The 23,885-nt window shown below is 60.2% G+C and carries 20 protein-coding genes, 1 tRNA gene and 1 riboswitch; of the genes, 5 read left to right on the forward strand and 16 right to left on the reverse strand.

Translation table 11 applies throughout. The features are described from left to right. Positions 1–74: 74 nt before the first annotated feature. From ACO07T_RS04140 to petA, 4 genes are all read right to left on the reverse strand, one after another. Positions 75–1,421, reverse strand: coding sequence for a tetratricopeptide repeat protein (locus tag ACO07T_RS04140; RefSeq protein WP_422048377.1), 1,347 nt, complete (start codon positions 1,419–1,421; stop codon positions 75–77). A gap of 246 nt (positions 1,422–1,667) precedes the next feature. Continuing rightward, on the reverse strand, positions 1,668–2,459 hold the full coding sequence (locus ACO07T_RS04145) for a cytochrome c1 (RefSeq protein WP_209057807.1): 792 nt from the start codon (positions 2,457–2,459) through the stop codon (positions 1,668–1,670). A 14-nt stretch (positions 2,460–2,473) separates the two neighbouring features. Continuing rightward, a complete protein-coding gene (gene petB, locus ACO07T_RS04150; protein ID WP_209057808.1) occupies positions 2,474–3,790 on the reverse strand; it encodes a cytochrome b in 1,317 nt (438 codons plus the stop codon). Positions 3,791–3,801: 11 nt separating this feature from the next. Beyond that, positions 3,802–4,362, reverse strand: a complete 561-nt coding sequence (gene petA, locus ACO07T_RS04155; RefSeq protein ID WP_209076002.1) for a ubiquinol-cytochrome c reductase iron-sulfur subunit — start codon at positions 4,360–4,362, stop codon at positions 3,802–3,804. A 375-nt stretch (positions 4,363–4,737) separates the two neighbouring features. On the opposite strand from petA, the gene ACO07T_RS04160 reads away from it, so the two are divergent. The 3 genes from ACO07T_RS04160 to fdhF all read left to right on the forward strand — a co-directional run bounded on the left by ACO07T_RS04160 (position 4,738) and on the right by fdhF (position 10,257). Further along, complete coding sequence (locus tag ACO07T_RS04160) at positions 4,738–5,688, forward strand: LysR family transcriptional regulator (protein WP_422048378.1); 951 nt, start codon at positions 4,738–4,740, stop codon at positions 5,686–5,688. A gap of 89 nt (positions 5,689–5,777) precedes the next feature. After that, the gene (locus ACO07T_RS04165) at positions 5,778–7,469 is read left to right on the forward strand and encodes an NAD(P)H-dependent oxidoreductase subunit E (RefSeq protein WP_422048379.1); all 1,692 of its coding nucleotides are present in this window, start codon (positions 5,778–5,780) and stop codon (positions 7,467–7,469) included. 1 nt (position 7,470) lies between these two features. Then, entirely contained in the window at positions 7,471–10,257 is a 2,787-nt protein-coding gene (gene fdhF, locus ACO07T_RS04170; protein WP_209076007.1) for a formate dehydrogenase subunit alpha, read from the forward strand. Positions 10,258–10,446: 189 nt separating this feature from the next. Here the strand turns inward: fdhF and ACO07T_RS04175 are convergent, their stop codons facing one another. After that, positions 10,447–11,061, reverse strand: coding sequence for a glutathione S-transferase (locus ACO07T_RS04175; protein ID WP_422048380.1), 615 nt, complete (start codon positions 11,059–11,061; stop codon positions 10,447–10,449). Between the two features lie 3 nt (positions 11,062–11,064). Beyond that, complete coding sequence (locus ACO07T_RS04180) at positions 11,065–11,703, reverse strand: FMN-binding negative transcriptional regulator (protein WP_422048381.1); 639 nt, start codon at positions 11,701–11,703, stop codon at positions 11,065–11,067. 62 nt (positions 11,704–11,765) lie between these two features. Further along, positions 11,766–11,973, forward strand: a riboswitch (FMN riboswitch). Between the two features lie 78 nt (positions 11,974–12,051). Between ACO07T_RS04180 and ACO07T_RS04185 the strand changes: the two genes are divergently transcribed. After that, complete coding sequence (locus ACO07T_RS04185; protein WP_209057822.1) at positions 12,052–12,492, forward strand: 6,7-dimethyl-8-ribityllumazine synthase; 441 nt, start codon at positions 12,052–12,054, stop codon at positions 12,490–12,492. Here ACO07T_RS04185 and ACO07T_RS04190 read toward each other — a convergent pair. The 3 genes from ACO07T_RS04190 to dapF all read right to left on the reverse strand — a co-directional run bounded on the left by ACO07T_RS04190 (position 12,489) and on the right by dapF (position 15,325). Further along, entirely contained in the window at positions 12,489–13,136 is a 648-nt protein-coding gene (locus ACO07T_RS04190) for a glutathione S-transferase (RefSeq protein WP_422048383.1), read from the reverse strand. The two genes, ACO07T_RS04185 and ACO07T_RS04190, sit on opposite strands and share 4 nt — an antisense overlap. A 72-nt stretch (positions 13,137–13,208) precedes the next feature. Then, the gene (mtaB, locus tag ACO07T_RS04195) at positions 13,209–14,474 is read right to left on the reverse strand and encodes a tRNA (N(6)-L-threonylcarbamoyladenosine(37)-C(2))-methylthiotransferase MtaB (protein WP_422048384.1); all 1,266 of its coding nucleotides are present in this window, start codon (positions 14,472–14,474) and stop codon (positions 13,209–13,211) included. Next, positions 14,471–15,325: a diaminopimelate epimerase gene (gene dapF, locus ACO07T_RS04200; protein WP_422048385.1), complete on the reverse strand. Its 855-nt coding sequence runs from the start codon at positions 15,323–15,325 to the stop codon at positions 14,471–14,473. Before dapF ends, mtaB begins: the two co-directional genes overlap by 4 nt. A 98-nt stretch (positions 15,326–15,423) precedes the next feature. On the opposite strand from dapF, the gene ACO07T_RS04205 reads away from it, so the two are divergent. Further along, positions 15,424–15,499: transfer RNA gene (locus ACO07T_RS04205), tRNA-Lys, on the forward strand. A gap of 130 nt (positions 15,500–15,629) precedes the next feature. On the opposite strand, the gene ACO07T_RS04210 is transcribed toward ACO07T_RS04205, so the two are convergent. From ACO07T_RS04210 to mutM, 7 genes are all read right to left on the reverse strand, one after another. Beyond that, entirely contained in the window at positions 15,630–16,700 is a 1,071-nt protein-coding gene (locus tag ACO07T_RS04210) for a DUF1513 domain-containing protein (RefSeq protein WP_422048387.1), read from the reverse strand. Position 16,701: 1 nt separating this feature from the next. Next, positions 16,702–17,736 (reverse strand): imelysin family protein, encoded by a 1,035-nt coding sequence (locus tag ACO07T_RS04215; RefSeq protein ID WP_422048388.1) that lies wholly within the window; start codon positions 17,734–17,736, stop codon positions 16,702–16,704. Next, positions 17,736–19,256 (reverse strand): di-heme oxidoredictase family protein, encoded by a 1,521-nt coding sequence (locus ACO07T_RS04220; protein WP_422048389.1) that lies wholly within the window; start codon positions 19,254–19,256, stop codon positions 17,736–17,738. The genes ACO07T_RS04215 and ACO07T_RS04220 overlap by 1 nt, the downstream gene beginning before the upstream one ends. Before the next feature lie 55 nt (positions 19,257–19,311). Further along, positions 19,312–20,574 carry an imelysin family protein gene (locus ACO07T_RS04225; RefSeq protein WP_422048390.1) on the reverse strand — a complete coding sequence of 421 codons (1,263 nt, stop codon included), beginning with the start codon at positions 20,572–20,574 and terminating at the stop codon, positions 19,312–19,314. A gap of 131 nt (positions 20,575–20,705) precedes the next feature. Beyond that, a complete protein-coding gene (locus ACO07T_RS04230; protein WP_422048391.1) occupies positions 20,706–21,857 on the reverse strand; it encodes a cytochrome-c peroxidase in 1,152 nt (383 codons plus the stop codon). A gap of 325 nt (positions 21,858–22,182) precedes the next feature. Then, complete coding sequence (locus ACO07T_RS04235; RefSeq protein ID WP_422048602.1) at positions 22,183–22,959, reverse strand: enoyl-CoA hydratase; 777 nt, start codon at positions 22,957–22,959, stop codon at positions 22,183–22,185. A 63-nt stretch (positions 22,960–23,022) separates the two neighbouring features. Continuing rightward, complete coding sequence (gene mutM / locus ACO07T_RS04240) at positions 23,023–23,874, reverse strand: bifunctional DNA-formamidopyrimidine glycosylase/DNA-(apurinic or apyrimidinic site) lyase (protein WP_422048392.1); 852 nt, start codon at positions 23,872–23,874, stop codon at positions 23,023–23,025. Positions 23,875–23,885 lie beyond the last annotated feature (11 nt).

Genomic DNA, 23,885 nt, shown 5'->3' on the forward strand with positions numbered 1-23,885 from the left:
TTTTAGGAATGAGAAGCTTGGGGGAGAGTCTTCTAAGAACCGGTGCGAGCGTTGGCTACCGACTGTGAGGCGATTCAATTCAAACACGCGATATCGACCGAGCAGGCTTCCAAGCCTTCCCAGAAGGCGTCGTTGATTTTGCCGTCAGGCGGGCCGGAAAAGTGCCCTGCTGAATGCAATCGCAGCTGCCACAGGGAAACGTCATTTTCACGTGCATTTGTAAGCCCCATCTTCCACGCTTTGAGCGCCTCCTCTCCGCGCCCAAGGGGATGATACGAATAGCCCAGCTCTGTGTATATCTGCTCTATAATATCTCGCCCCACTGTCTCACCGCCCGCTTGCGGCTCAACAGACGCAAAGACCCCCTCAAACGCATCAATCGCCTGTTCGTGACGGTCCAGACGTTGAAAAACCTTAGCCTTCCCGGAATGTGCAAAAACGTTGTCGGGCTCCTGGGACAGGACCGCATCGTATTCCACGAGGGCTCTCGCCGTATCGCCCAGATCCGCATAACTGCGCGCCAAAACAGTGCCAAATGCCGGACCCGCGATTTCGCGGCCAAGCGGTGTGCTGAGCCGTGTGTTTGCCTCCTGAGTCTCGGTGACTTCGCGCTCCAGGCGGGTCAAACCGCGGCGCGCGTAGCCATAGTCCGGTTTGATGGCCAAGGCGTGCTCGAATGCCTTCCTTGCCTCGGGGTACCGTTTTTTGTGGAGCAAAACATAGCCGAGCAAGGCCAATGCACGTCGATCTTCGGAATTTTGTTTCAACGCATGGCGCAAATCGATTTCAGCGTGGCTGGAAAGATCGAGATCGCGAAAATAGAGGCCAGCGCGTTCACGGCGCACACGCGAATGATCCCCGTCTTCGAGCAAAATCTTTGAGTAAAAGGCGAGCGCACGATCATGCGCGCCCAGTTGAGCCAGGCTGCGTCCATGGAGAACCTGTGCGAGAGAATTGTCTGTGTCATGTTTCAAGACAATTTCTGTGTCAGCCAAGGCCTCTGTGTAGCGTTCCAACAGAAAGTAAGCTTTTGCGCGGCTGGTGCGTCGATGATGCGCGTCCGGATCGATTTCCAAAGCCCTGTCAAACAACGGCAGCGCGGTGGCAGGCTCATCCCTATTCAGATAGATCAAACCCAGATTGTGAAGCGGCCACGTCCAGTCAGGTCTCAACTCAAGGACTGCATGATAATCAGATCTAGCGGCCTCTGGATCCTGTTTTGTTGTCATTAAAGCGCGCCGAAATAAAACGTCGGCCCGTGTCTGATCACTCAGGTCGCCTTGCGCAAGAAGTGTTGTGCACTCTTCCACAACCGTATCCGCGATCCTCTGGGTGAGGCAAATGTTCCTATGGGGCAAAAAACCCAGATGTTTATTCGCCAGGATACAAACCGCGACCAGTCCTATGGAGGCAGCGGCCAATCTGATTTTGTTCATGCTCGACTTGCTTATAAGAGGAAATCTTAGGCTATATTTTCTATCATTAAGAGAGATAAAAAAACAAACAACACCAGAGACACGGGCATCTCTCTGTTTCGGTTTTCAATCGCACTGATTTTCGCGCGCGAGACCGGGGCGTGCCAAACATCGCATCCGCGCGGTCTTTCAACAAAAAAACGCCGCCAACTTTCGTTGACGGCGTTTCTCTTATCTTGCTCAGGTCAGGCCTTAGAGGTCCAGCTTTTTGCCTTTGACGGGCGCCCAGAGCTTTTTGTTGGTCAGGTAGAGCAATGTGCTCAGAACCACCAGGAACAGAACCCCGGTCAGGCCGGCTTGCTTGCGGGCCATCATCTTGGGTTCTGCGGCCCACATCAGGAAGGCGGAGACGTCTTCGGCTTCGTGGTGCAGGGAGTTGGAGTGGCCGTCGGCATACTCCACATCCTCACCGTAAAGCGGCGGCGCCATGGCGATCCAGCCGCCCGGGAAGGCGGTGTTCTCATAGAAGGTGGTGCCCGCTTCCTCTTTCTCCTCACCGGTGTAACCGGTCAGGATCGAGGCGATGTATTCCGGGCCACCCATGCCTTTGACCAGCTGGTTGATTCCAGTGCCGTAAGGGCCGTGGAAACCGGCGCGGGCCTTGGCCATCAGGCTGAGGTCCGGTGCGCTTTCCAGGCCACTTTCAGGGAAGTAGTCGGTCGGTTTGCGTGGGCGGTCGTCATCCAGCTCAGGGTCATAGATGTCAAACTGCGCCGCGTAAGCGCGCACCTGATCTTCGGGCAGGTGCGGGCCGCCCTCGTCTGCGAGCGTGCGCAGGGGCACGTAGCGCATCCCGTGGCAGGCCGAGCAGACCTCGGTGTAGACCTGAAGGCCGCGCTGCAGCTGGTTCTGGTCAAATTTGCCAAACGGGCCTTCGAAGGAGAAGTCCACATCGTGAATGTGGCCCGCGCCGCCTGCGGCCATGGCACCACCTGCTGACAGGGACAGTGCCGCGAATGCGATAATGCTAAGCTTCTTAAGCATGGCTGTTGTCCTTATTACTCGGCAGGCTTGATGTCATAATGCGCGTTGAAGTCTTCCTCGATGGTCGCCGGCGGAGTTGTCGGCTTCTCGATGATGCCCAAAAGCGGCATGATCACGAGGAAGTAGGCAAACCAGTAGGCAGACGCCACCAGAGAGATCCAGTCATAGGGGAACTTGGCTTCCTGAGCACCGACCCACATCAGAACGATGAAGTCGACAACCAGCAGCGCGTACCACCATTTGAACATCGGACGGAAGCGGCCGGAGCGGACACGGGAGGTGTCGAGCCATGGCAGCAGCGCCATCACGATGATCGCACCAAACATCGCCAGAACACCGAAGAATTTCGCATCAATGATGCCACCGGTGATCCAGTTCACGGCCATCACAACCCAAACGTCGGCGGTGAAGGCACGCAGGATCGCGTAGAACGGCAGGAAGTACCATTCAGGTACGATGTGTGCCGGTGTCGCAAGCGGGTTGGCTTCGATGTAGTTGTCCGGGTGACCGAGGTAGTTTGGCATGAAGCCAACAACGGCGAAGAAGATGGTAACAACAATCGCCAGACCCACGAGATCTTTGATCACGAAGTAGGGCCAGAACGGCAGCGTGTCTTTCTGGGCTTCTTCTTTGGAGCCGCGGCGCACATCAACACCGGTTGGGTTGTTGTTGCCGGTGGTGTGGAACGCCCAGATGTGGACGATCACCAGAGCAGCAATCACAAACGGCAGCAGATAGTGCAGCGAGAAGAAGCGGTTCAGGGTGGCGTTGTCCACCGCAGGGCCGCCGAGCAGGAAGGTCTGCAGGCCTTCACCCACAAACGGGATCGCGCCAAACAGGCCGGTGATCACGGTCGCACCCCAGAAGGACATCTGACCCCAAGGCAGAACGTAGCCCATGAAGCCGGTGGCCATCATCAACAGGTAGATGATCATGCCGACGATCCATGTGATTTCACGCGGCGCCTTGTAGGAGCCGTAATACATGCCACGGAAGATGTGGATGTAGACCGCAAAGAAGAACAGCGATGCGCCGTTCATGTGGATGTAGCGCAGCATATGGCCGCCGTTCACATCGCGCATGATGTGCTCGATGGAGGCAAAGGCCAGATCAACGTGTGGGGTGTAGTGCATCACCAGAACGATGCCGGTGACAATTTGCAGCGCCAGGCAGAAAGCCAGAACGATGCCCCAGATCCACCACCAGTTCAGGTTCTTGGGGGTCGGGATCATGATGGTGTCGTAAATCAGGCCAATCACCGGCAGGCGGCTTTCAACCCATTTTGCGCCCTTAGACTTGGGCTCGTAATGATCGTGTGGAATTCCGGACATGATCGCGTTCCTTATCCTAGAACCAGTTCGCTGCCTTCAAAGCGGGCGAGCGGAACATGCAGGTTTTGGGGGGCCGGGCCTTTGCGAATGCGGCCGGAAGTGTCGTAGTGGGAGCCGTGGCATGGGCAGAACCAGCCGCCGAACTCACCCGCGCCGTCGCCCAGAGGCACACAGCCAAGGTGGGTACACACACCCATCATGACGAGCCATTCGCCGGTTTCATCCATCGCGCGGTTTTCATCCGCAGCGTCGGTGCCGGGCTTGTTGGCGTTCTGGCTGGTGGCGTCGATGGTCAGGTCTTCCAGAGCAACCGCACGGGCCGCGTCGATCTCATCCTGCGTACGGCGACGGATAAAGACCGGCTTACCAAGCCACTTCACGGTCAGCTGGGTGCCTGGCTCAATGCCCGAAATATCCACGCGAATCGAGGACAGCGCCCGCACATCCGCGGAGGGGTTCATCTGATTGACCAGTGGCCAGACGGCTGCACCGGCAGTGACTGCGCCTGCGCCAGCGGTGGCGTAGTAGAGAAAGTCTCTGCGGGTGCCTTCGTGATCTTCTGCGTGGGACACGAGGTTCCTCCATTAAGCGACCGCAACAGCGGCCTATAAATACTTTCCGGCCACGGATGCCCGTAGCCTTTCATGGGCGGTTTTTAACGAAGGTGGTGCAACCCGTCCAGCGCGCAGTCCACTCTGAGGGCGCATCGCGGCTCTGTGTCGCGCTTAACAGAAGATTGAGAGTGGCGCGAATGTCGCACATTCTGCTGGAACCTCTTACTTAGGCGCTGTCTGAGCCGCCTCAAGGGGCGGGTGTGAAAATTCTGAAGAATCGCCAAAACCGCTGAAATTCATGGGTTTTGACGCGGATTCCTTGGATTTTGCGCGGCGGGCACATGCCGCAGCCCTCTGCGCTGCAGGTCGCTCAGAGGCCAAGGCGATTCGCGTTTGTCTGGCTCCGATGGCGCAAAGCGGCTAGTGCTTGCAGTGTCGCTCACTTCGGAGATCTGCGCCGTGATTAGCCTGAAAGACCTCGAATTTCTCACCTCCCTGGCACGTCACGGGCATTTTGCGCGCGCCGCTGAGGAGTGTGGCGTCTCGCAACCGGCCTTCAGCATGCGCATCCGCAAACTGGAAGAGCGGCTCAATGCGGCGATTGTGAAACGGGGCAACCGGTTTCAGGGGTTCACCCCCGAAGGCGAGGCGCTGATGCGACATGCCCGCAAGATCATGGACGGGATGAAACTGCTGGAAGAGGAGTTCCGCTCCGCCGGGGGCGAGGTCACCGGCCAGCTCTCGCTTGCGGTGATCCCCACCGCCGTGGGATTTGCCGCGCAGGCTGTGGGGCAATTGCGCGCCGCCCACCCCGCGATCACCGTGCGGCTGCAGACAGCCTCGTCGCTGACCATCCAGCAGGGGCTGGAAAAGCGCGTGTTTGATGCGGGCATCACCTATGGCGAGGGTGTCTCACCAGAAATGATGCGGGTCGAGCCGCTTTATGAGGAGCGCTATGTTCTGGTGGCGCCAAAGGCGCTGGCGCCACGCAAGACCGGCACGGCAACCTGGGCGGAGGCGGCGGAATTGCCCCTGAGCCTACTTGAGCCGAGTATGCAGAACCGGCGCATTCTGGATTTGGTGTTCCGCGACGTGGGTGTGGTGCCCTCTGTGGTGGCGGAGACCGGCGAATTCACTTCTTCACTGCTGATGGCTGCAAACGGCGTGGCCGCCACGGTGATTCCCGAAGGATTGCTGCACAGTCTGGGCGAAATGCAGGACATCGTTGCCCTGCCACTGGGCGATCCTCCGGTGGAAAAGAACGTCAGTTTGGTCACGCCACACCGGCTGCCGGGGCTGTCTACGGTGGAAGCTTTACGTAACGTCCTCAAGCTGGGCGCATGATAAGCAATGCTTATCTAAGGATAAGAAATGCCTGATTGATCATCAGCCTTTGTGATGTCACCCTATGTCGATCTGGTAGGGAGAGCACTATGGTACCGCTGGACGATTCAAAAGGCGTTTGGAAAAAGAAGGGCACCGGCAAATCACGCCGTACGCCCAAAGGCCGTCAGGTGGATGATTCCGCCTTAAACGAAATACAGGCGCTGCTGGGCGACAGGCCACGCCGCCGCGATCTGCTGATCGAATTTCTGCATCTGATTCAGGATAGTTACGGACATCTGTCCGCCGCGCATATCCGTGCGTTGGGCGAAGAGATGCGTCTGGCGCAGTCAGAGATCTATGAGGTGGCGACATTCTATGCGCACTTCGATGTGGTGGCCGAGGATGAGACCCCGCCCCCTGCCCTGACGATTCGCGTGTGTGATTCGCTGTCCTGCGAATTGGCCGGTGCCGAGCAGCTGCGCAAAGCGCTCGAAATCGGCATGGACCCGTCTGAGGTGCGCGTGCTGCGCGCGCCCTGCATGGGCCGCTGTGACACCGCCCCTGTGGTCGAAGTGGGCCACAACCACATTCTGCATGCCACCCATGAAAAGGTGAACGCCGCGATCCATGCCGGGGAAACCCATCCGCAGATCGGCGACTACCAAGGGCTGGCGGAATATAAGGCTGACGGCGGCTATCAAACCCTGCGCGCCCTGCGTGAGAACGGCAATTGGGAAGAGGTGCAGGAGCAGATCAAAGAGGCTGGCCTGCGTGGTCTTGGTGGTGCGGGCTTCCCGTCCGGCACCAAATGGGGCTTTGTGCGCGCCAATCCCGGCCCCCGCTATCTGGCGGTGAACGGGGATGAGGGCGAGCCCGGCACCTTCAAGGACCGTCACCATCTGGAGCGCAACCCGCATATGTTCCTTGAGGGCATGCTGATTGCGGCCTGGGCTGTGGAAGCGGCGACCTGCTTTATCTACATGCGCGACGAGAACCCCGGTGTGATCAAGATCCTGAAAAAGGAGATCGCGCATCTGGTGGAAGAAGGCATCGTGGCCGAAGACTACATCGACGTGCGTCGCGGCGCGGGTGCCTATATCTGCGGCGAAGAAAGCGCGATGATCGAATCGATCGAAGGCAAGCGCGGTCTGCCGCGTCACCGCCCACCGTTTGTGGCGCAAGTGGGTATCTTCAACCAGCCAACCCTCGTGCACAATGTGGAGACGCTTTACTGGGTGGCGCGGATTGCCCGTTTTGGCCCACAGGTGCTGAATTCGGTCGAAAAGAACGGCCGCAAAGGTCTGCGCAACTATTCGGTGTCCGGCCGTGTGGCGGAACCGGGTGTGTACCTGCTGCCAGCTGGCTCCACCATTGATGACATCATCGAAGCGGCGGGCGGCATGGCAGAGGGCCATGTCTTCAAAGCCTATCAGCCCGGCGGCCCGTCCTCCGGTCTGTTGCCAGCATCCCTGAATGATGTGCCGCTGGATTTTGACACGCTGCAACCGCATGGCACCTTCATCGGCTCCGCCGCTGTGGTTGTGCTGTCTGATCAGGACAGCGCCAAAGATGCGGCTCTAAACATGCTCAAATTCTTTGAGGATGAGAGCTGTGGCCAATGTACCCCCTGCCGCACCGGCTGTGAAAAAGCGGTGAAGCTGATGCAGGCGGACAGCTGGGATCAGCCGCTTCTGGAAGATCTGTGTCAGGTGATGGGCGATGCCTCCATCTGTGGTCTTGGGCAGGCGGCCCCCAACCCGATCCGCCTTGTGATGAAACACTTTGGGGAGGAGATCTGAGATGGCTGACGGTGCACAACTGAACATGGTGACCTTCTCTCTGAACGGCAAAGATGTGACCGTGCCGGAAGGCACAACGATCTGGGAAGCCGCCAATGGCGACGGCTTCGTGATCCCGCATCTGTGCCACAAACCGGCCAAGGGCTATCGTCCGGACGGCAACTGCCGCGCCTGTGTGGTGGAAGTGGAAGGCGAGCGCACGCTTGTGGCCTCCTGTATCCGCCCCGCCAGCGACGGCATGGTGGTCCACACCGAGAGCACCCGCGCCAAGAAGGCCCGCGAGATGGTGATCGAGCTTCTGGCTGCAGATCAGCCGGAGGTGAAGCACGACGCCAGCAGCCACTTTGGCGCGATGGCGGCGCAAGTTGGGGTGGAACAGTCTCGATTCCCGGCCAAAGCGCCTGAGGCGGTGCCGCTGCTGGATGCCTCCCACGTGGCGATGAGCGTCAATCTGGATGCCTGCATCCACTGCAACCTCTGTGTGCGGGCCTGCCGCGAGGTTCAGGTGAATGACGTGATTGGCATGAGCGGGCGCGGCGCGTCTTCTCAGATCGTGTTTGACCAGAACGACCCGATGGGCGGCTCAAGCTGTGTGGCCTGTGGCGAATGCGTTCAGGCCTGCCCGACCGGCGCCCTGATGCCAGCCACCATGCTGGATGAGACCGGCGCGGGTGACAGCGCGGATTATGACCGCGAAGTTGAAAGCGTCTGCCCCTATTGCGGTGTTGGCTGCCAAATCAAGTTCAAGGTCAAAGACGACAAGATTAAATATGTCGAAGGCATTGACGGTCCGGCCAATGAAAACCGGCTCTGCGTCAAAGGGCGCTTCGGGTTTGACTATATTGAGCACCCCCACCGCCTGACCAAGCCGCTGATCCGTCGCGACGACGCACCAGCCAAAGGTCTGAACGTGGATCCGGGCAATCTGATGACCCATTTCCGCGAAGCAAGCTGGGAAGAGGCGCTGGATGCGGCGGCCGGTGGGCTGTCAAAGCTGCGCGCAGAAAAAGGCACGAATGTTGCCGGATTCGGCTCTGCCAAATGCTCCAACGAAGAAGCCTATCTGTTCCAGAAACTGATCCGTCAGGGCTTTGGCCACAACAACGTGGACCACTGCACCCGTCTGTGTCACGCCTCCTCGGTGGCAGCGCTTCTGGAGAACGTCGGCTCCGGTGCGGTGACGGCAACCTTCAACGAGATCGAAAACGCGGATGTGGCGATCACCATCGGCTGTAACCCGATCGAGAACCACCCGGTTGCGGCGACCTACTTCAAGCAGTTCACCAAACGCGGTGGCAAGCTGATCGTCTGTGACCCGCGCGGCGTGGGGCTGGGGCGCTATGCCTCCCACAAGCTGCAGTTCAAGCCGGGCGCGGATGTCTCCATGCTGAATGCGATCATGCATGTGATCGTGGAAGAAGAGCTTTATGATGAAGCCTATATCTCGCAGTTCACCGAGAACTGGGAAGAGATGAAAGCCCATCTGAAGGACTTCAGCCCAGAAGCGATGGAGCCGATCTGCGGCATCGATCCTGAGCTGCTGCGCGACGCCGCACGCACCTTTGCCAACGGCAAGGCCGGCATGATCTTCTGGGGTATGGGCGTCAGCCAGCACATCCACGGCACTGACAATGCCCGCTGCCTGATCAGCCTTGCGCTGATGACCGGCAATGTGGGCAAGCCGGGCGCCGGTCTGCACCCGCTGCGTGGTCAGAACAACGTGCAGGGCGCCTCTGATGCGGGCCTGATTCCTATGTTCCTGCCCGACTATCAGTCGGTCATGGACGACGGTGTGCGTTCGGCCTTTACCAAGGTCTGGGAAAGCGAAGACTTCTCCAACCAGAAGGGTCTGACCGTGGTGGAAATCATGGATGCAATCCATGAAGGCGACATCAAGGGCATGTATATCCTCGGGGAAAACCCGGCGATGTCTGACCCGGATGTGGATCACGCCCGTGCCGCTCTGGCCAAGCTTGACCATCTGGTGGTGCAGGACATCTTCCTGACCGAGACCGCGAACTATGCCGATGTGATCCTGCCAAGCTCTGCCTGGTATGAGAAATCCGGCACGGTGACCAACACAAACCGTCAGGTCCAGATGGGCCGCCCTGTCACCCCGCCTCCAGGCGAGGCGAAGGAAGACTGGTGGATTGAGGTCGAGCTGGCCAAACGCCTGGGTCTGGACTGGTCTTACACGCACCCCAAAGAGGTGTTTGCCGAGATGAAGCTCAACATGGGCAGCCTCGACAACATCACCTGGGAGCGTCTGGAAGGCCAAGCGGTGACCTACCCGTCGCTGAGCCCGGAAGATCCCGGTCAGGCGATTGTGTTTGGCGATGGTTTCCCACGCGAAAGCAAGCGTGCGCGCTTCACACCGGCGTCGGTGATTGCACCAGATGACACCCAGAGCGATGAGTATCCGATGGTGCTGATCACAGGGCGTCAGCTGGAGCATTGGCACACCGGGTCGATGACCCGCCGCGCCACCACGCTGGACGCGCTGGAACCAGAAGCAAACTGTTCGCTGCACCCCTCCACCCTGCGCAAGCTGGGCGTGGAGCCGGGTGAGTACCTCACGTTGTCCACCCGTCGCGGTTCTGTCACCGTGATGGCGCGGGCCGACCGTGCGGTGGCGCCGGACAACGTGTTCCTGCCCTTTGCCTATGTGGAAGCGGCGGCCAACATCCTGACCAACGCGGCGTTGGACCCCTACGGGAAAATCCCGGAGTTCAAATTCTCCGCCGTGAAAGTCGAGAAAGCCGAAACGCCGACCATCGCGGCAGAGTAAGAGTTAGGGCATCGCCCGTCCGCGGGTGGGCGATGCTCCCTTCTGTTCAACGCGCTTTATGTATCCGCGCTCTGAACCCTCAAATGTGTCTCTAACATTGCAAAATCGCCCATCCATAGGGGCGGACGGGCGATGCCCGGCGGCGCGCTGCGCCTTTGCTCCGGGCCAAAGCCAATTCAGTCACAAGGCTCAATCAGAGGGCATGGTGGCCAGCATGCTGTCGCGCTTGGCAAATTCCGCATACCAGCCCGCAAGCCCGTCACGGCCCTGCCGCCAGTTGCGGTTTCCGTGGCGGAAATCCAGATAGCCCAGCGCGCAGCCCACAGCGATCTGCCCCATATCCAGCGGGCCAAAGAGATGGCTCATCCAGCGTTCATTGATGGCGTCCAGCGCGCCGGTGACCTTGCCCCATTGCGCCTCAATCCAAGCCTCTGAGACAATCTCCTCCGGGCGCACGCGGCGCTCATAGACCGCCAGCACCGCCGCATCCAGAATGCCATCTGCGGTGGCCTCCAGCGTGAGCACATCCCAGAGCCGGTCTTCGGGATAGAGATCCGCCCCCGCGCGCGCCACCAGGTAGCGGCAGATCACGCGGCTGTCGTAGATCGCAGGCCCATCGGGGCGCACCAATGCGGGGATCTTGCCCAGCGGGTTGGCCGCGGCGGCTTCATCGGCAGTGGCCACAGGCGTGGTTTTGACCCGCACCAGCTCCACGTCATCGGTTTGCCCGGTCTCTGCCAGGGTGACATTCACCTTGCGCACAAAGGGAGAGGCCGGGGAATGGATCAGTTGCAACTTGGACATCTCTTACTCCATATCAGGGTCTGCAAAGGGAGATTGCATCAGGGCGGCAAGCTCCCGCGTTTCACTGCCAAACCCATGAGCGGCCATCTGCGCGGCGGCAGCCTGGCGCACATCTTTGGGTTTGTTCTGGCCCAGCTTCCAGGTGCCCTGCACATCCTCGATATGCAGCCGGAAAGGCAGGATCATGCGCAGCATGCGCGTGAAGGCATCGGCATCCATCTTGTCGCGGGTCCAGAGCGGTTTTGGCGCCAGATGGGCCTCAAATTGCGCGGACAGGCGATCGAGCAGCTCGGGCAGCGCCTCAGCATCAAGCGGCTCCAGCCGTCCGGTGAGATGCACCGCCACATAGTTCCATGTGGGCACCTGATCCGCCACGCCGTACCAGTCCGGTGAGACATAGCTGTCAGGGCCAGTCACGGCGAGACGCGCAGGCACCGCAGATTTGGCCACGCGCACCATGGGATTTGAGCGCACAAGGTGCAGATCGGCATAGTCGCCCACCTCAGAAATCAGAAACGGCACATGGGACAGCAGCGGTGCGCCCTCCGCTCCTGAGAGTGCCAGAGTGCCAAAGCCACGCTCGCGCGCAAAGGCGAGGTTTTTCTCGGTTGCCGTGCCGCGAAAGGCTGGGTTGGGGTGCATAAAAACCTCACGTCGTTCGTTGTGCGCGATGTTGCAAAGCTGACCCCATGTTGGCAAGGTGCCATCGTTCTCAGGGCGGGGTGAAATTCCCCACCGGCGGTATGCGGGCACGACCCGTAAGCCCGCGAGCGGCGTCTTTGTTTGGATACATCCACATCCCCAAAAGTGGGAACCGGTTTTGGAATAAGATGTGGCGCCAGAAAAGATGTGTCAGCAGATCTGGTGAGAGGCCAGAGCCGACGGTTAAAGTCCGGATGAAAGAGAACGTGCGATGGGTGTGGCCGTGGGGCTGCGCCTTATGCGTACGTAATCGCCTTGGGTGACGTGTCTGAACCAAAGGAGATTACGATGACACACACCCGATTTGCCTTCATCAAGGCACAATGGCATGCCGATATCGTCGATCAGGCGCTCAAAGGGTTTTGCGAGCTGATCCCGGACGCCCAAGTGGATGTTTTTGACGTGCCCGGCGCGTTTGAAATGCCCCTGCTGGCGCGTGATCTGGCCGAAAGCGGCCAATATGGTGCCGTGGCCGCCGCCGCGCTGGTGGTGGATGGCGGGATCTACCGCCATGATTTTGTGGCGCAGGCCGTGGTGGATGGTCTGATGCGCGCCGGATTGGACAGCGGTGTGCCCGTGCTGTCCGTGTCGCTCACGCCGCACCATTTTCAGGAAACTGAACACCATATGGCGATCTACAAAGCGCATTTTGTGGAAAAAGGCCGCGAGGCCGCCCGCGCGGCGCTTGGTATCCTGAAAACCCGCGAGTCGCTTCAGAAAGCCGCCTAAGGTTTTTCAATGTGCCCGCAGAACACTGTGGGCGCATCCCCCGCCTGCCAGACCGGCAGTTTGGGCATGATGTTGGCAAAAGCCTCAGACTCGAGAAACCGCGCCAGCCAATCGGCGAGGTTGGGCCCTGCCTCCGCATCAAAGCGCGCTTTGTCGATAAAGGCGAACTGGCGCACAAAGGGCAGGATCGCCATATCCGCCAAGCTCGGTTTGTCTCCAAAGAACCAGCCCTCTCCCAGTTGATCTTCCAAACTGTTCAGAAACCGCATGGCTGCGGCGCGGCTTTCTTCGGGATCGGCATCCGCATAGCGCGTGTGATACTTCGTTCGGTCCAGTGCGCGCTTAAACGGGCCATCCGCCTCTTCAATCAGCGCAAAGCCCGCATCCGGCATGACAAGCCAGCCGTCGGGATCATTCTGGCGCAGCGCCCAGAGCATCACATCGAGACTTTCATCAATCACCTCTGCGCCGTCTTTCAGGCACGGCACAGTGCCGCTGGGCGAGGTTTCAAGAAAGGCCGCTGCCTTGTCGCGCAACAGGATTTCCCGCAGCTCCACAGAAACGCCCGAGACCGCCACCGCCAGCCGCGCCCGCATGGCGTAGGGACAGCGCCGGAAAGAATAGAGAATCGGGGCCTCTGACATGGTCTCACGTTTCCTCTTGCCTCAAATATCCCGGGGGAATCGCGCCTGCGCGATGGGGGCTGCCCCCCAGTCTTATGATGCCAGCAGCTGCGTCCCCTGCACACCGGTGATCGCCGCCGTGACAATCGCACCTTCCTGTTGGGGCGCGTCAAAATGCACCTCAGTGAACTGCTCTGTGCGGCCCATATGGGCGTTTTCCATCAGGATGTGATGGGTTTTGCCAAGCTGTGCGGCGAGATGTTTGGCGACCTGCGCCTCCCCTGCGGCGCGCAGCTCTGCGGCGCGGGCTTTGATGATGGTGCCATTCACCTGACTTGGGATTTTGGCCGCAGGCGTGCCTTCGCGCTTGGAATAGGGGAAGACATGCAGCCATGTGAGGTCACATTCCTCCACGAGCTTCAGCGAATTGGCAAAATGCGCGTCGGTTTCGGTGGGGAAACCCGCTATGATATCCGCGCCAAAGGTCATCTCCGGGCGCAGCTTTTTGGCCTCTTCGCAGAATCGGATCGCATCATCGCGCAGATGACGCCGTGCCATGCGTTTGAGAATCAGATCATCGCCATGTTGCAGGCTGAGATGCAGATGCGGCATCAGGCGCGGCTCGGTGGCGATCGCCATCATGAGGTTCTCATCTACCTCGATGCTGTCAATCGAGCTGATGCGCAGGCGTGGCAGATCCGGCACCAGTTTCAGAATGCGCATCACCAGATCGCCAAGTTTGGGCTGCATCGGCTGATCCGCGCCCCAGCTGGTGAGATCCACACCAGTGAGCACCACCTCGTTAAAGCCCTTGTCCACCAGACGTTTGATCTGATCGACCACCACACCGGCAGGCACCGAGCGCGAATTGCCCCGGCCATAGGGAATGATGCAGAAGGTGCAGCGGTGGTCACAGCCGTTTTGCACCTGCACATAGGCGCGCGAGCGGGTGCCAAAGCCATCGATCAGATGGCCTGCGGTTTCGGTGACGGACATGATGTCGTCGACCTGCACCTTTTCGGTCTCGCCGATGAAATCGGCAGCCATGCCCTGCCATGTGGCGGGATTCATTTTCTCGGTGTTGCCGATGACCTTGTCGACCTCGCCCATGGCGGCGAAGGTTTCCGGCTCGGTCTGTGCGGCACAGCCGGTGACAATGATCTGTGCGTCGGGATTTTCGCGGCGCAGGCGGCGAATCTCCTGACGGCTTTTGCGCACGGCCTCGGCGGTCACCGCGCAGGTGTTCACAATCACGGCGTTTTCCAGCCCTGCGGACTGCGCCATGTCTTTCATCGCCTCGGATTCGTAGGAATTCAGGCGGCACCCAAGGGTGGTGAACTTCGGCGGGGCGGCTGTCATTTGGCGCGCTCCAGAAAAGCTTCGGTGAATTGGCCGGTGAACACATGCTCGGTGGTGCCGGTCATCCAGACGCCGTCTTCGGCCCAGTCGATCCACAGCGTGCCGCCGTCCAGATCAATCTGCACCTTGCGGCCGGTGAGACCCCGGCGCGCAGCGGCCACAGCGGTGGCGCAGCTGGAAGAGCCTGAGGCGAGGGTGATTCCCACGCCGCGCTCCCAGACCCGCATGCGGATGTGATTCTCCCCCACAATCTGGGCGACCTGCACATTTGTGCGCTCAGGATACAGCGGATGATGCTCATGCGCCGCGCCAAAGGTGGCCAGATCCACAGAGGCGATATCCTCCACAAAGAAGGTGCAATGGGGATTGCCCATGCCGGTGGCAGTTGGCGCACCGTTGATGGGCAGTTCCAGCGTGTCCATGGCCTCAGCGAGGGGAATCTCATCCCAATTCAGCTGCGGCTGGCCCATATTGACCGAGACAAGCCCCTCGCCTGCTTCGCGGGCAAACAATGTGCCACGGTCGGTGGTGAGGGTCAGCGACTCAGCCCCGGTTTCATCCATCAGATGGCGCGCAATACAGCGGGTGGCGTTGCCACAGGCCGCAGAAGTGGAGGCATCGGCGTTATAAAATGTCAGATGCGCATCTGCATTGCTGCCCGCTGCGCCATGGGTGATCACCGCAAGCTGATCAAAACCCACGCCTTTTTGCCGGTGGGCAATCGCGGTGATCTGGTTGTCGGTCAAATCGAATGTGCGCGCACGTGCATCCACCACGACAAAATCATTGCCGAGACCATGCATTTTCATGAACGTCAGAGGGGTTTGAGCACGTGTATCCATTGCGCGCATATACGCCCGAAACAGATTAGTTTCCAGTCGTGTGATTTTTTTCTACGAATCCGCTTGACCCCCCCCGCAGCTAACTCTAAAAGCCGCCCTCACAGAGTGGGCCGTTAGCTCAGTTGGTAGAGCAACTGACTTTTAATCAGTGGGTCGTAGGTTCGAATCCTACACGGCTCACCACTTTAACCGATTGATCGGTAAACGAAAAACGGGCAGCGATTTCGCTGCCCGTTTTCGCCTTTACAGGTCTGACCTTTCCGCCCCGATCCCCACGAGCCTCTTTTTAAGGACTGCGGCAAAGACCGGCGCGTCAGGCGCCGATCGGCACCAGATGATTGTCAAACTGAAGGTGGTGCTGTCTGGCGGCCTCGCCCAGGGTGCCAACCGCGCCGGTGCCGGTGGCAAAAAAGAATCCCTTTGCGCTGGCGCCGATTCCACAGACGTCGTCTTCGGGCTGCGCCTGCAGGAATTGGCCGCTGGCGAGGTCGAATACATGCACCACGCCGCCACGGGGAGAGGTGATCGCCACGGCGCGCCCATCTCCGGAGATCGCCACGCTGCCCGCATAGCCATCCAGCGCGCGGTGGAGGCGCTCTGGGGCTTGCAGGAGCGTGATATCACCGCCGCGCCGGTGCAGGCCCAGAAGCGGCGGTGCGGCCTCCTCAGCGCCCTGCCACTGCATCGCAAGCGCCACGGTGCCATCAGCATGAAGTGCGAGGTGACGGATTGAGTTCTTATGCAGCGCGGGCGGCAGGGAAACCGTTTCGAGAACCACCCCGGATAGATCGAGATAACTGAGATTCGGCGCCATGGTCGGCAGGTTCAGCTTGGCGCGCCCCATGTCGGGATGGGTTTCCATGCCACCGTTGGCGACCACAAGGCTCTGCCCATCGGGCATCAGGCGCATCTCGTGCGGGCCGACACCGCCGGAGGAGACCTCTCCTAGGCGCTGGTAGCCTGCGGCCACATCCCAGATGCCAATCACGCCCAGACCGGCCTCATAATCGTTCTCTGTGGTGAAGAGCCGCGCGCCATCCGGGGAAAATGCGCCATGGCCGTAGAAATGTCGCCCCTCGGGCGCTTCAAGCCGCGCCAGCACCGTGCCATCGCGGCAATCCAGCGCCAGCGCGAAAGTGCCAGGACGGCGGGCAAAGGCCACCGCTTCGGCGCGGGCGGGATGGGCCGCAGCGGCATGGCCGCGCGCTGGCAGGGGGATGGTAAAGCTGATCTCGCCTGCTTCTGTCATCCCTGCGAGCAGAAAGCGCCCGTCAGGGGCGCGGGCGGCCGACAGAAAGGCCGGGGTGCCGACGCTGGCCCAGCTGGCCGAGGGCAGAAGGCTGCTGGCGGCAAGACCGGCCAGCATGCGGCGGCGGCTGACCATGTTAGTCGCCATCGAGCGCGTTGAAGCCCGCGCTCACACCCAGCGCGGGGCCAAGTTCCAAGGTGGTGATTTCGCGGGCGCGATCGATGTATTGCTGCAGAATCTCGACCCTAAACCGCCCCTGAACCTCCGCAACACCGGCAAAGACCGGATCATCCTGCAGCTCTTCGGCCTGTGCTGCGATGAGGGCAAAGGCCTGTGTGTATTCCTCAGCGATCAGGGGAGATTGAGCAGAAAGCAGCGCGGCCAGTTCGCCCAGTGCGGCGGTGGAGGTAGCCACATTGCGCAGGCTGCGGCCGGAGCGGCGGGCCTCTGCGCGGGTGGGGCGGGGTTTGTCAAAGCTGCCGAGCGGGCGGCCCAGACGCACCTCGGAATCAAACTGCAGCCCGGCGTCCAGTGCTTTGTAGATCACCTGAAGCGCTTCTGCGTCGCTTGTGTAGGGGCCAGCCTCTGAAGGGTCTGTGAGTTGCGCCGCGTAGCCCTCGCTCCAATCAGTGAGGATCATCTCTGATTGCAGCGCGATGTCTGACGCCACCCGCCGCACCAAGGCGCAGTGATAGCTCACGTCGCCCAGGGTGCTGAGCTGTGTGTCATAGAGCAGAAACTCCAACCCGAAGAAGCCGCGACCGGCCACGGAGACGGTTTGAAATTCTGATTCTGAGTCGATCACCGGATCTTCATCGGCAATCAGAGCGGAGAGCGCTTTGGGGGTGAAACCTTTGGTGTCGGGCCAGAAGGCCAGCGCAAAGGCACGGTCGTTGGTTTCGGTGGGGCCAAATCGCAGGTGGCTCACACCCATCCAGGCGTCAAAGGCTGCATGATAGGCCGCGCGCAGGGTTTCGGAGGTTGGGCTGCAATTGGCGTCTGCCGCCTCGCTGAGGGTCGCTGTGGTGGCGACAAGGTGATCAAACCGCGGCAGGATGTGCTGCGACACCGCCGCGTCGACCAGCGCGCCCTGATCGACGCGGATCTCTTCCTGAGCGAAAGCAGGCATGGCAAGGCTGAGTGCGCAGGCAAAAAGGGCGGGTTTCATCATCAGAGGCTCTCCAGAAAGCGGATCAGGGCGGCGCGGTCTTCGGGGGGCATCGCGATCACGCGCTGCTTCATAGCTTCGGCCTCCCCGCCATGCCAGAGCACCGCCTCCAGCAGGGACCGCGCACGGCCATCGTGCAGGAACTGGCTGTGGCCGGAGACCCGTTCGGTAAGCCCGACACCCCAGAGCGGCGGTGTGCGCCATTCGCGGCCTGTGGCGCGGGCTTCAGGGCGGTTGTCGGCCAGTGCTTCGCCCATGTCGTGCAGCAGCATGTCGGTGTAGGGCCAGATCAGCTGAAAGCTCTGGGCGGGCTGATCGACAAGGCGGTGGGTGACATAGGCCGGACGATGGCAGGACGCGCAGCCGGTGTCATAAAACACCTCTTTGCCGCGCAGCACCTCCGGCGCATCCACATCGCGGCGCGCAGGCACCGCCAGATTGGCGCTGTAGAAGGTGGTGAGATCGAGCCCAACATCATCGACCTCAAAGACGCGCACGTCTTTGTCGCCATGGATGGCATTCACACAGTCAACTTGTGTGTCGGTGCAATCCCCGTGGCCTTTGGTGAACAGCGGGCTGGAAATGCCAATGTCAGTGGCAAAAGCACCGGCGGTCTGCTGGCGCAGGGTGGGCGCGCCGGCCTTCAGGCCAAAGCGGCCCAGCATCGGGCGCTGAAATTCGCGCGACCAGACAATATTGGCGCGGCCTGAAATGCCATCACCATCCGCGTCATCCGGATCGGTGTTGGCAAGAATATCGGCCGCCGGAATGGCCTCGAGCAGTCCAAGGCCGATCATCTGCGGCGCAACACGCGGGCTGAACATCACATCGGGGTGGAACGCCCCATAGCCGAGATCACGGGTGGAGAAGGTCGGGCGCCGAAGGGTGGCGACTTCGCCACCTGAGAGCGCCACCTCAAAGCTGTCGTAGGCGACGTCTATATGCGCCTCTGCGGGATGGCCCGGCAGGCTGAAATCCTGAATTTGGCGGCCATAGTTCGGTTCCGGGCGGGTGCCGACAAAGCCTTCGATCTCATAGATTTGCTCGGATTGGGTGCCGGGGATGGACAGCTTGAGCGCGAAGGAAATCGCGTCATCCTCAGGCCCGTCTGGCGCATGGCCACGCCCGCCGCGCATGTGGCAGCTTTGGCAGGCGCGCGCATTATATAGCGGGCCAAGGCCGTCAGAGGCCAGCGTGGAAGTGGGCGAAGACACCCAAAGCTTGTCAAACATCGCCTCGCCCAGCCGGAAATCGAGACCGGCATCGATGCCAAGATTGGCAGACGGCTGATCAAAAGCCAGATCATCGCGGCGCACCGGCACCGTGGCGGCCCCCGCAGGGCGGGCTTCAAACGGCTGCGGTTTGGAAAAATCGGTGGGAGGCGCTGTGACCTTGGCGATGCGCGCGGCTTCCTCGGCGGTGCGCGGCACAATGGTCAGATGGCGGTCATCAAGGTCTTGCGCGCGGGCAGCGCTGGCAAGGGTGCAGAGAGCCGTGGCTAGAAGAAGAGGTTTGGCTGGCATCATCGCTACAAAAGAAAGAGGGGCGGGACCGTCCCGCCCCTCGTATTGGGTGGTATTATTCGAACACAGAGTCCGGATTGTCGAGGCTGTCGGAGCCTTCAAAGGCCAGTTGGTCCAGACCCAGTGCGGCCACGGCGGCCTCAATGGATTTGGTCTGATCCACAAGGCCGTTCACGCCGCCCATCACCAGCGCTTCGCCAGCGGCGTTGCCGCGCTCCAGCATCTGGTCATAGGAGAAGCCGGATTCAGCGGCGGTTTTGATGCGTCCCAGACCCATCATGGTGGTGGAGAGCTTGCCTTTCAGCTCTGCGTCCAGACCAGCGTCCGCTTCGGCCACCAGATCAGAGAGCGACGCACCGGAAACCAGAGAGCCGTCCACACGCACATATTCGCCAAGGTAGACGTTCTGGATGCCCAGACCATCGTAGTAGTGGCTGTTGTGGGTGTTGTCGGAGAAGCAGTCGTGCTCTTCTTCCGGATCGTTCAGCAAGAGGCCAAGGCGCATGCGCTCACCGGCCTGCTCGCCATAAGACAGGGAGCCCATGCCGGTCAGGATGGTCACGATGCCTGCGTCCTCATCACCGGTTACGGCTGTGCGCGCGTCACCACCGTCAACCCATTGTGCGGCCATCCATTCCAGATCGCTGACCAGAAGGTCGGTCGCGGCTTTCAGGTAGGCTGCGCGGCGGTCACAGTTGCCGTTGGTGCAATCGTCACCTGCGGCAAAATCGGTCCAGCTGCGGTCGCCTGCGCCGTGTTCGTGGCCGTTCAGGTCCTGACCCCAGAGCAGGAATTCAATCGCGTGGTAGCCGGTGGCCACGTTGCTTTCCACACCGTCTGCTTCGTGCAGGGTGCTGGCCAGCAGCTCAGGGGTGATGTCGGTTGCGTCCACCGCGGTGCCGGAGATGTCGAGAGTCGCGTTGGCCACAACGTTCAGTGCCGCAAGCGGGTTCTCATCGGTTGGGCCGCCATAAGAGGCGTCCACATAGTCGATCAGACCTTCGTCCAGCGGCCATGCGTTCACTTTGCCTTCCCAGTCATCCACGATGGCGTTGCCAAAGCGATAGACTTCGGTCTGCTGGTAAGGCACGCGGGAGGCCAGCCAAGCGTCTTTGGCGGCTTGCAGCGCTTCTGCGGAAGGTGCTTCGACCAGCGCGTTCACTGCGGCTTGCAGGGTTTTCGCGGTGGTCAGGCTGTCTTCGTATTTCGCGGCGGCGATGTCCGCGTAGTTGGTCAGAACGTCCGCTTTGGTGGCAGCAACTGCCGGAGCGGCGAGGGCCAAAACGGCCGCGGTGGTGGTTAGAAATGCGCGGGTCATGAACTCTATCCCTAAGGTTAACTCTTCCGCATAACTGATGAAAATAGTCAGGAAGGTCAATCCTTATTGTTTCAGTTGGCCTCTGTAAGTGACTTCATCTTCGCTCACAAAATTCCCTTTAAAATAGAACGCTACTCGACAAGCAGATGCTCGTAGCGTGCGTCCGTGAGGGTCTTCAGAAAGGCCACAATGGCGTCCACACGCTGATCATCCAGCGCCGGGCCGTGAGTCAGCTCCTTCACCGAAAGGGTCAATGGCACCGGCGGCATGCCAAAACGCGCGCCGGTCTCTGGGTTAATATGTCGCGCCTCATTGGTGGTGTTGTACTGATTGTAAAACAGCACAACCGTGCGGAGATCCTGAAACACGCCGTTGTGCATGTAAGGGCCGGTCACAGCGACATTGCGTAGAGATGGCGTTTTGAATTTGCCGCGCTGCGTGGGATCCTCCATGACAGCCGGATTGGCCATCAGACCTTTGTCAACAGTGTCGGGCGCCACACCATTGGCGGCGCGCAGCTCGGTGTTTTGCGGCACACCGATGTTGTGAAACTGGTAGTTCGTAAAGGTTTCACGCGGGTCGGTCGGGCTGCGGCGCAGTTGGTGGCACAGGTTGCAGTTGGTGAATTGCTGGGAGAAGAACAGCACGCGACCAAGATCTTCTTCACGACTCAGTTCTGCCTCACCACGCAGGAAACGGTCATATTTGCTGTCAAAGGGCGCGAAGGTTTCGGTTTTCTCAAAGGCGGCGAGCGCCTCTGTCATCGCCGCATAACCGGCCTCTGGCGTGGCCAGCACGTCCCCTTCAAACAGTTGCGCAAAGGCCTGTTCGTAGACCGCGTTCTCAGTCAGGCGCGCTACCACGGCGGCGGCGTCTTTCATGCCCATTTCCGCAGGGTTGGTGGGCGGCCCTCCGGCCTGATCGGCGAGCCCTGCGGCGCGACCATCCCAGAACTGCCCGCCGACCCACTGACCATCGCTGTTTTGATGAAAGGCGGGGGAGAAGGCCGCGTAGCTGGCGCTGGGGGCGTTGCGGTCGCCAAGCGAGGTGCCATCATCCCCGATGGAGGCCATGCCGCGCGGATCGGCAAAGCCGTATTCCGGATCATGGCATGTGGCGCAGGCCTGTGTGCGGTTGGCCGACAGGTTCACGTCAAAGAACAACAGCTCGCCCAGCGCGGCCTTGGTTTGGGGCAACTGATCCTCGGCGGTTGAAAGCGTTGCCAGTCCGGCAAGACTCAGGCTGAGCAGAGAGAGGCTGAAGAATTTTGAGGAGAAACGCATCGGTGAACCTTAATACCTAGCACTTTTGTCACCTTTTCCCGCGAAGGGGCTAAAAAGTCAATTGACGCAAATGTCGCAAGATCGACCGGCCGCCCCCCTGACTCTAAGCCCACAGGGAGATCATCTTCCAAAAAATCTGCAACGACTGTAGCGGGTCACATAGACCAGCCCCCTCCCTTGGGGAGGGTCAGTAACGAGGGGCTGGGGCTGGTCGGCTACGCCTCCGGCGCACTGGTGGAGACCAAGCGTTCCAGACATTCAGGACGATGCTTTAAGAAAAAAGGCCGCCCCTTGGGACGGCCCTTTCAAAAGACTGAGCGTAGGATCAGCGGTCGCGGAACTGTGGTTCGCGCTTTTCAACGAAGGCGGCCATGCCCTCTTTCTGATCCTCAGTGGCAAACAGAGAGTGGAACGCGCGGCGTTCAAACAGCAGGCCCTCACGCAGAGTGGTTTCAAAGCTGCGGTTCACCGCTTCTTTGGCCGTTTGAGACGCGATCAGGGATTTCTCAGCGATCTTCTGGGCCGCGCCCATCGCCTCTTCCATCAGCTTCTTGGGCGCCACAACGCGGCTCACAAGACCTGCGCGCTCTGCCTCAGCTGCATCCATGAAACGGCCTGTCAGGTTCATATCCATGGATTTAGACTTGCCCACGGCACGGGTCAGACGCTGGCTGCCGCCAATCCCGGCGATCACACCGAGGTTGATCTCAGGCTGGCCAAATTTCGCGTTCTCAGCCGCGATGATAAAGTCGCAAGCCATTGCCAGCTCACAGCCGCCGCCCAGCGCATAGCCGGACACCGCCGCGATCACCGGCTTGCGGATGTCCTGAATGCGGTCGCCAAGTTCGGCAAAGTGGTTGGAGAGGTTCACATCCGCAAAGCTCATCTCCGCCATTTCTTTGATGTCAGCACCCGCGGCAAAGGCTTTCTCCGAGCCCGTGATCACGACGCAGCGCACCTTGTCGTTTTTGTCCGCGCTTTGCAGCGCTTCCAGCAGTTCGTTCACCAGCTGCTGGCTGAGCGCATTGAGCGCGTCAGGACGGTTGAGCTTGATAAGGGCGACGTGGTCTTCAATTTCGACGATGATCGTCTCAAAAGCCATGAGTGATGCTTTCATTGTTCCGGTCAGGAGTGATTCCTTACCATTTGAGGCAATTCGATCAAGCTATCTTTGGCATTGCGCACAATAGAAGGATGAGCGGCCGGATTGGGTGATTCGGCTTATTTTGCTTGTGCAGTCTGGGGTTTTGCAGGATTCGCCCTCCCGCCCGTAGACGTCAAAGCTGTGTTGAAAATATCCCAGTTCACCGTCCGCCTGACGAAAGTCCCGCAGGGAGCTGCCGCCTGCCTCAATGGCCTCTGCCAGCACCTGCCGGATGATGGGCACAAGAGACTGTGCCCGGGCCTTGGAAATCGCCCCTGCCTTGCGTTTTGGCGCTATCCCTGCGCGGTAGAGCGCTTCGCAGACATAGATATTGCCCAGACCGGCAACGATGCGCTGATCCAGAAGCGCGGATTTGATCGGCGTGTTGCGCCCTGCGAGCCGCTCCACAAGGTAGGATTCGTGAAAATCATTGCCCAGAGGCTCCGGCCCCAGCTTGGCCAAAAGCGGGTGGGTTTCGGTGTTGTCAGCGGGCAGCAGATCCATCGCCCCAAACCGACGCGGATCGTTGAAGGTGATGCGCGCGCCGTTGTCCATGTCAAAGACCACGTGATCGTGTTTCTCAGCCTGTGGGTGGTCATGCGCAAATTGCCCCAGAGGATCGCCAGACACCGTCATACGCCCGGACATGCCAAGGTGAATGAGCAAGGATTCCTCTGTGTCGAGATCAGCCAGAATGTATTTGGAGCGGCGGCGCAGGCGCAGGACTTTTGCTCCGGTCAGCCGCTCGGCCATACGCTCGGGAAATGGCCAGCGCAGATCGGGACGGTTCACCGCCGCATTGGCAATCACCGCGCCCTCCATGGCGGGCTGCAGACCGCGGCGGACGGTTTCGACTTCGGGGAGTTCGGGCATGATGGTCTGAA

It is taken from the genome of Shimia sp., from assembly GCF_965227725.1.
Classification (GTDB): Bacteria; Pseudomonadota; Alphaproteobacteria; order Rhodobacterales; family Rhodobacteraceae; genus Shimia.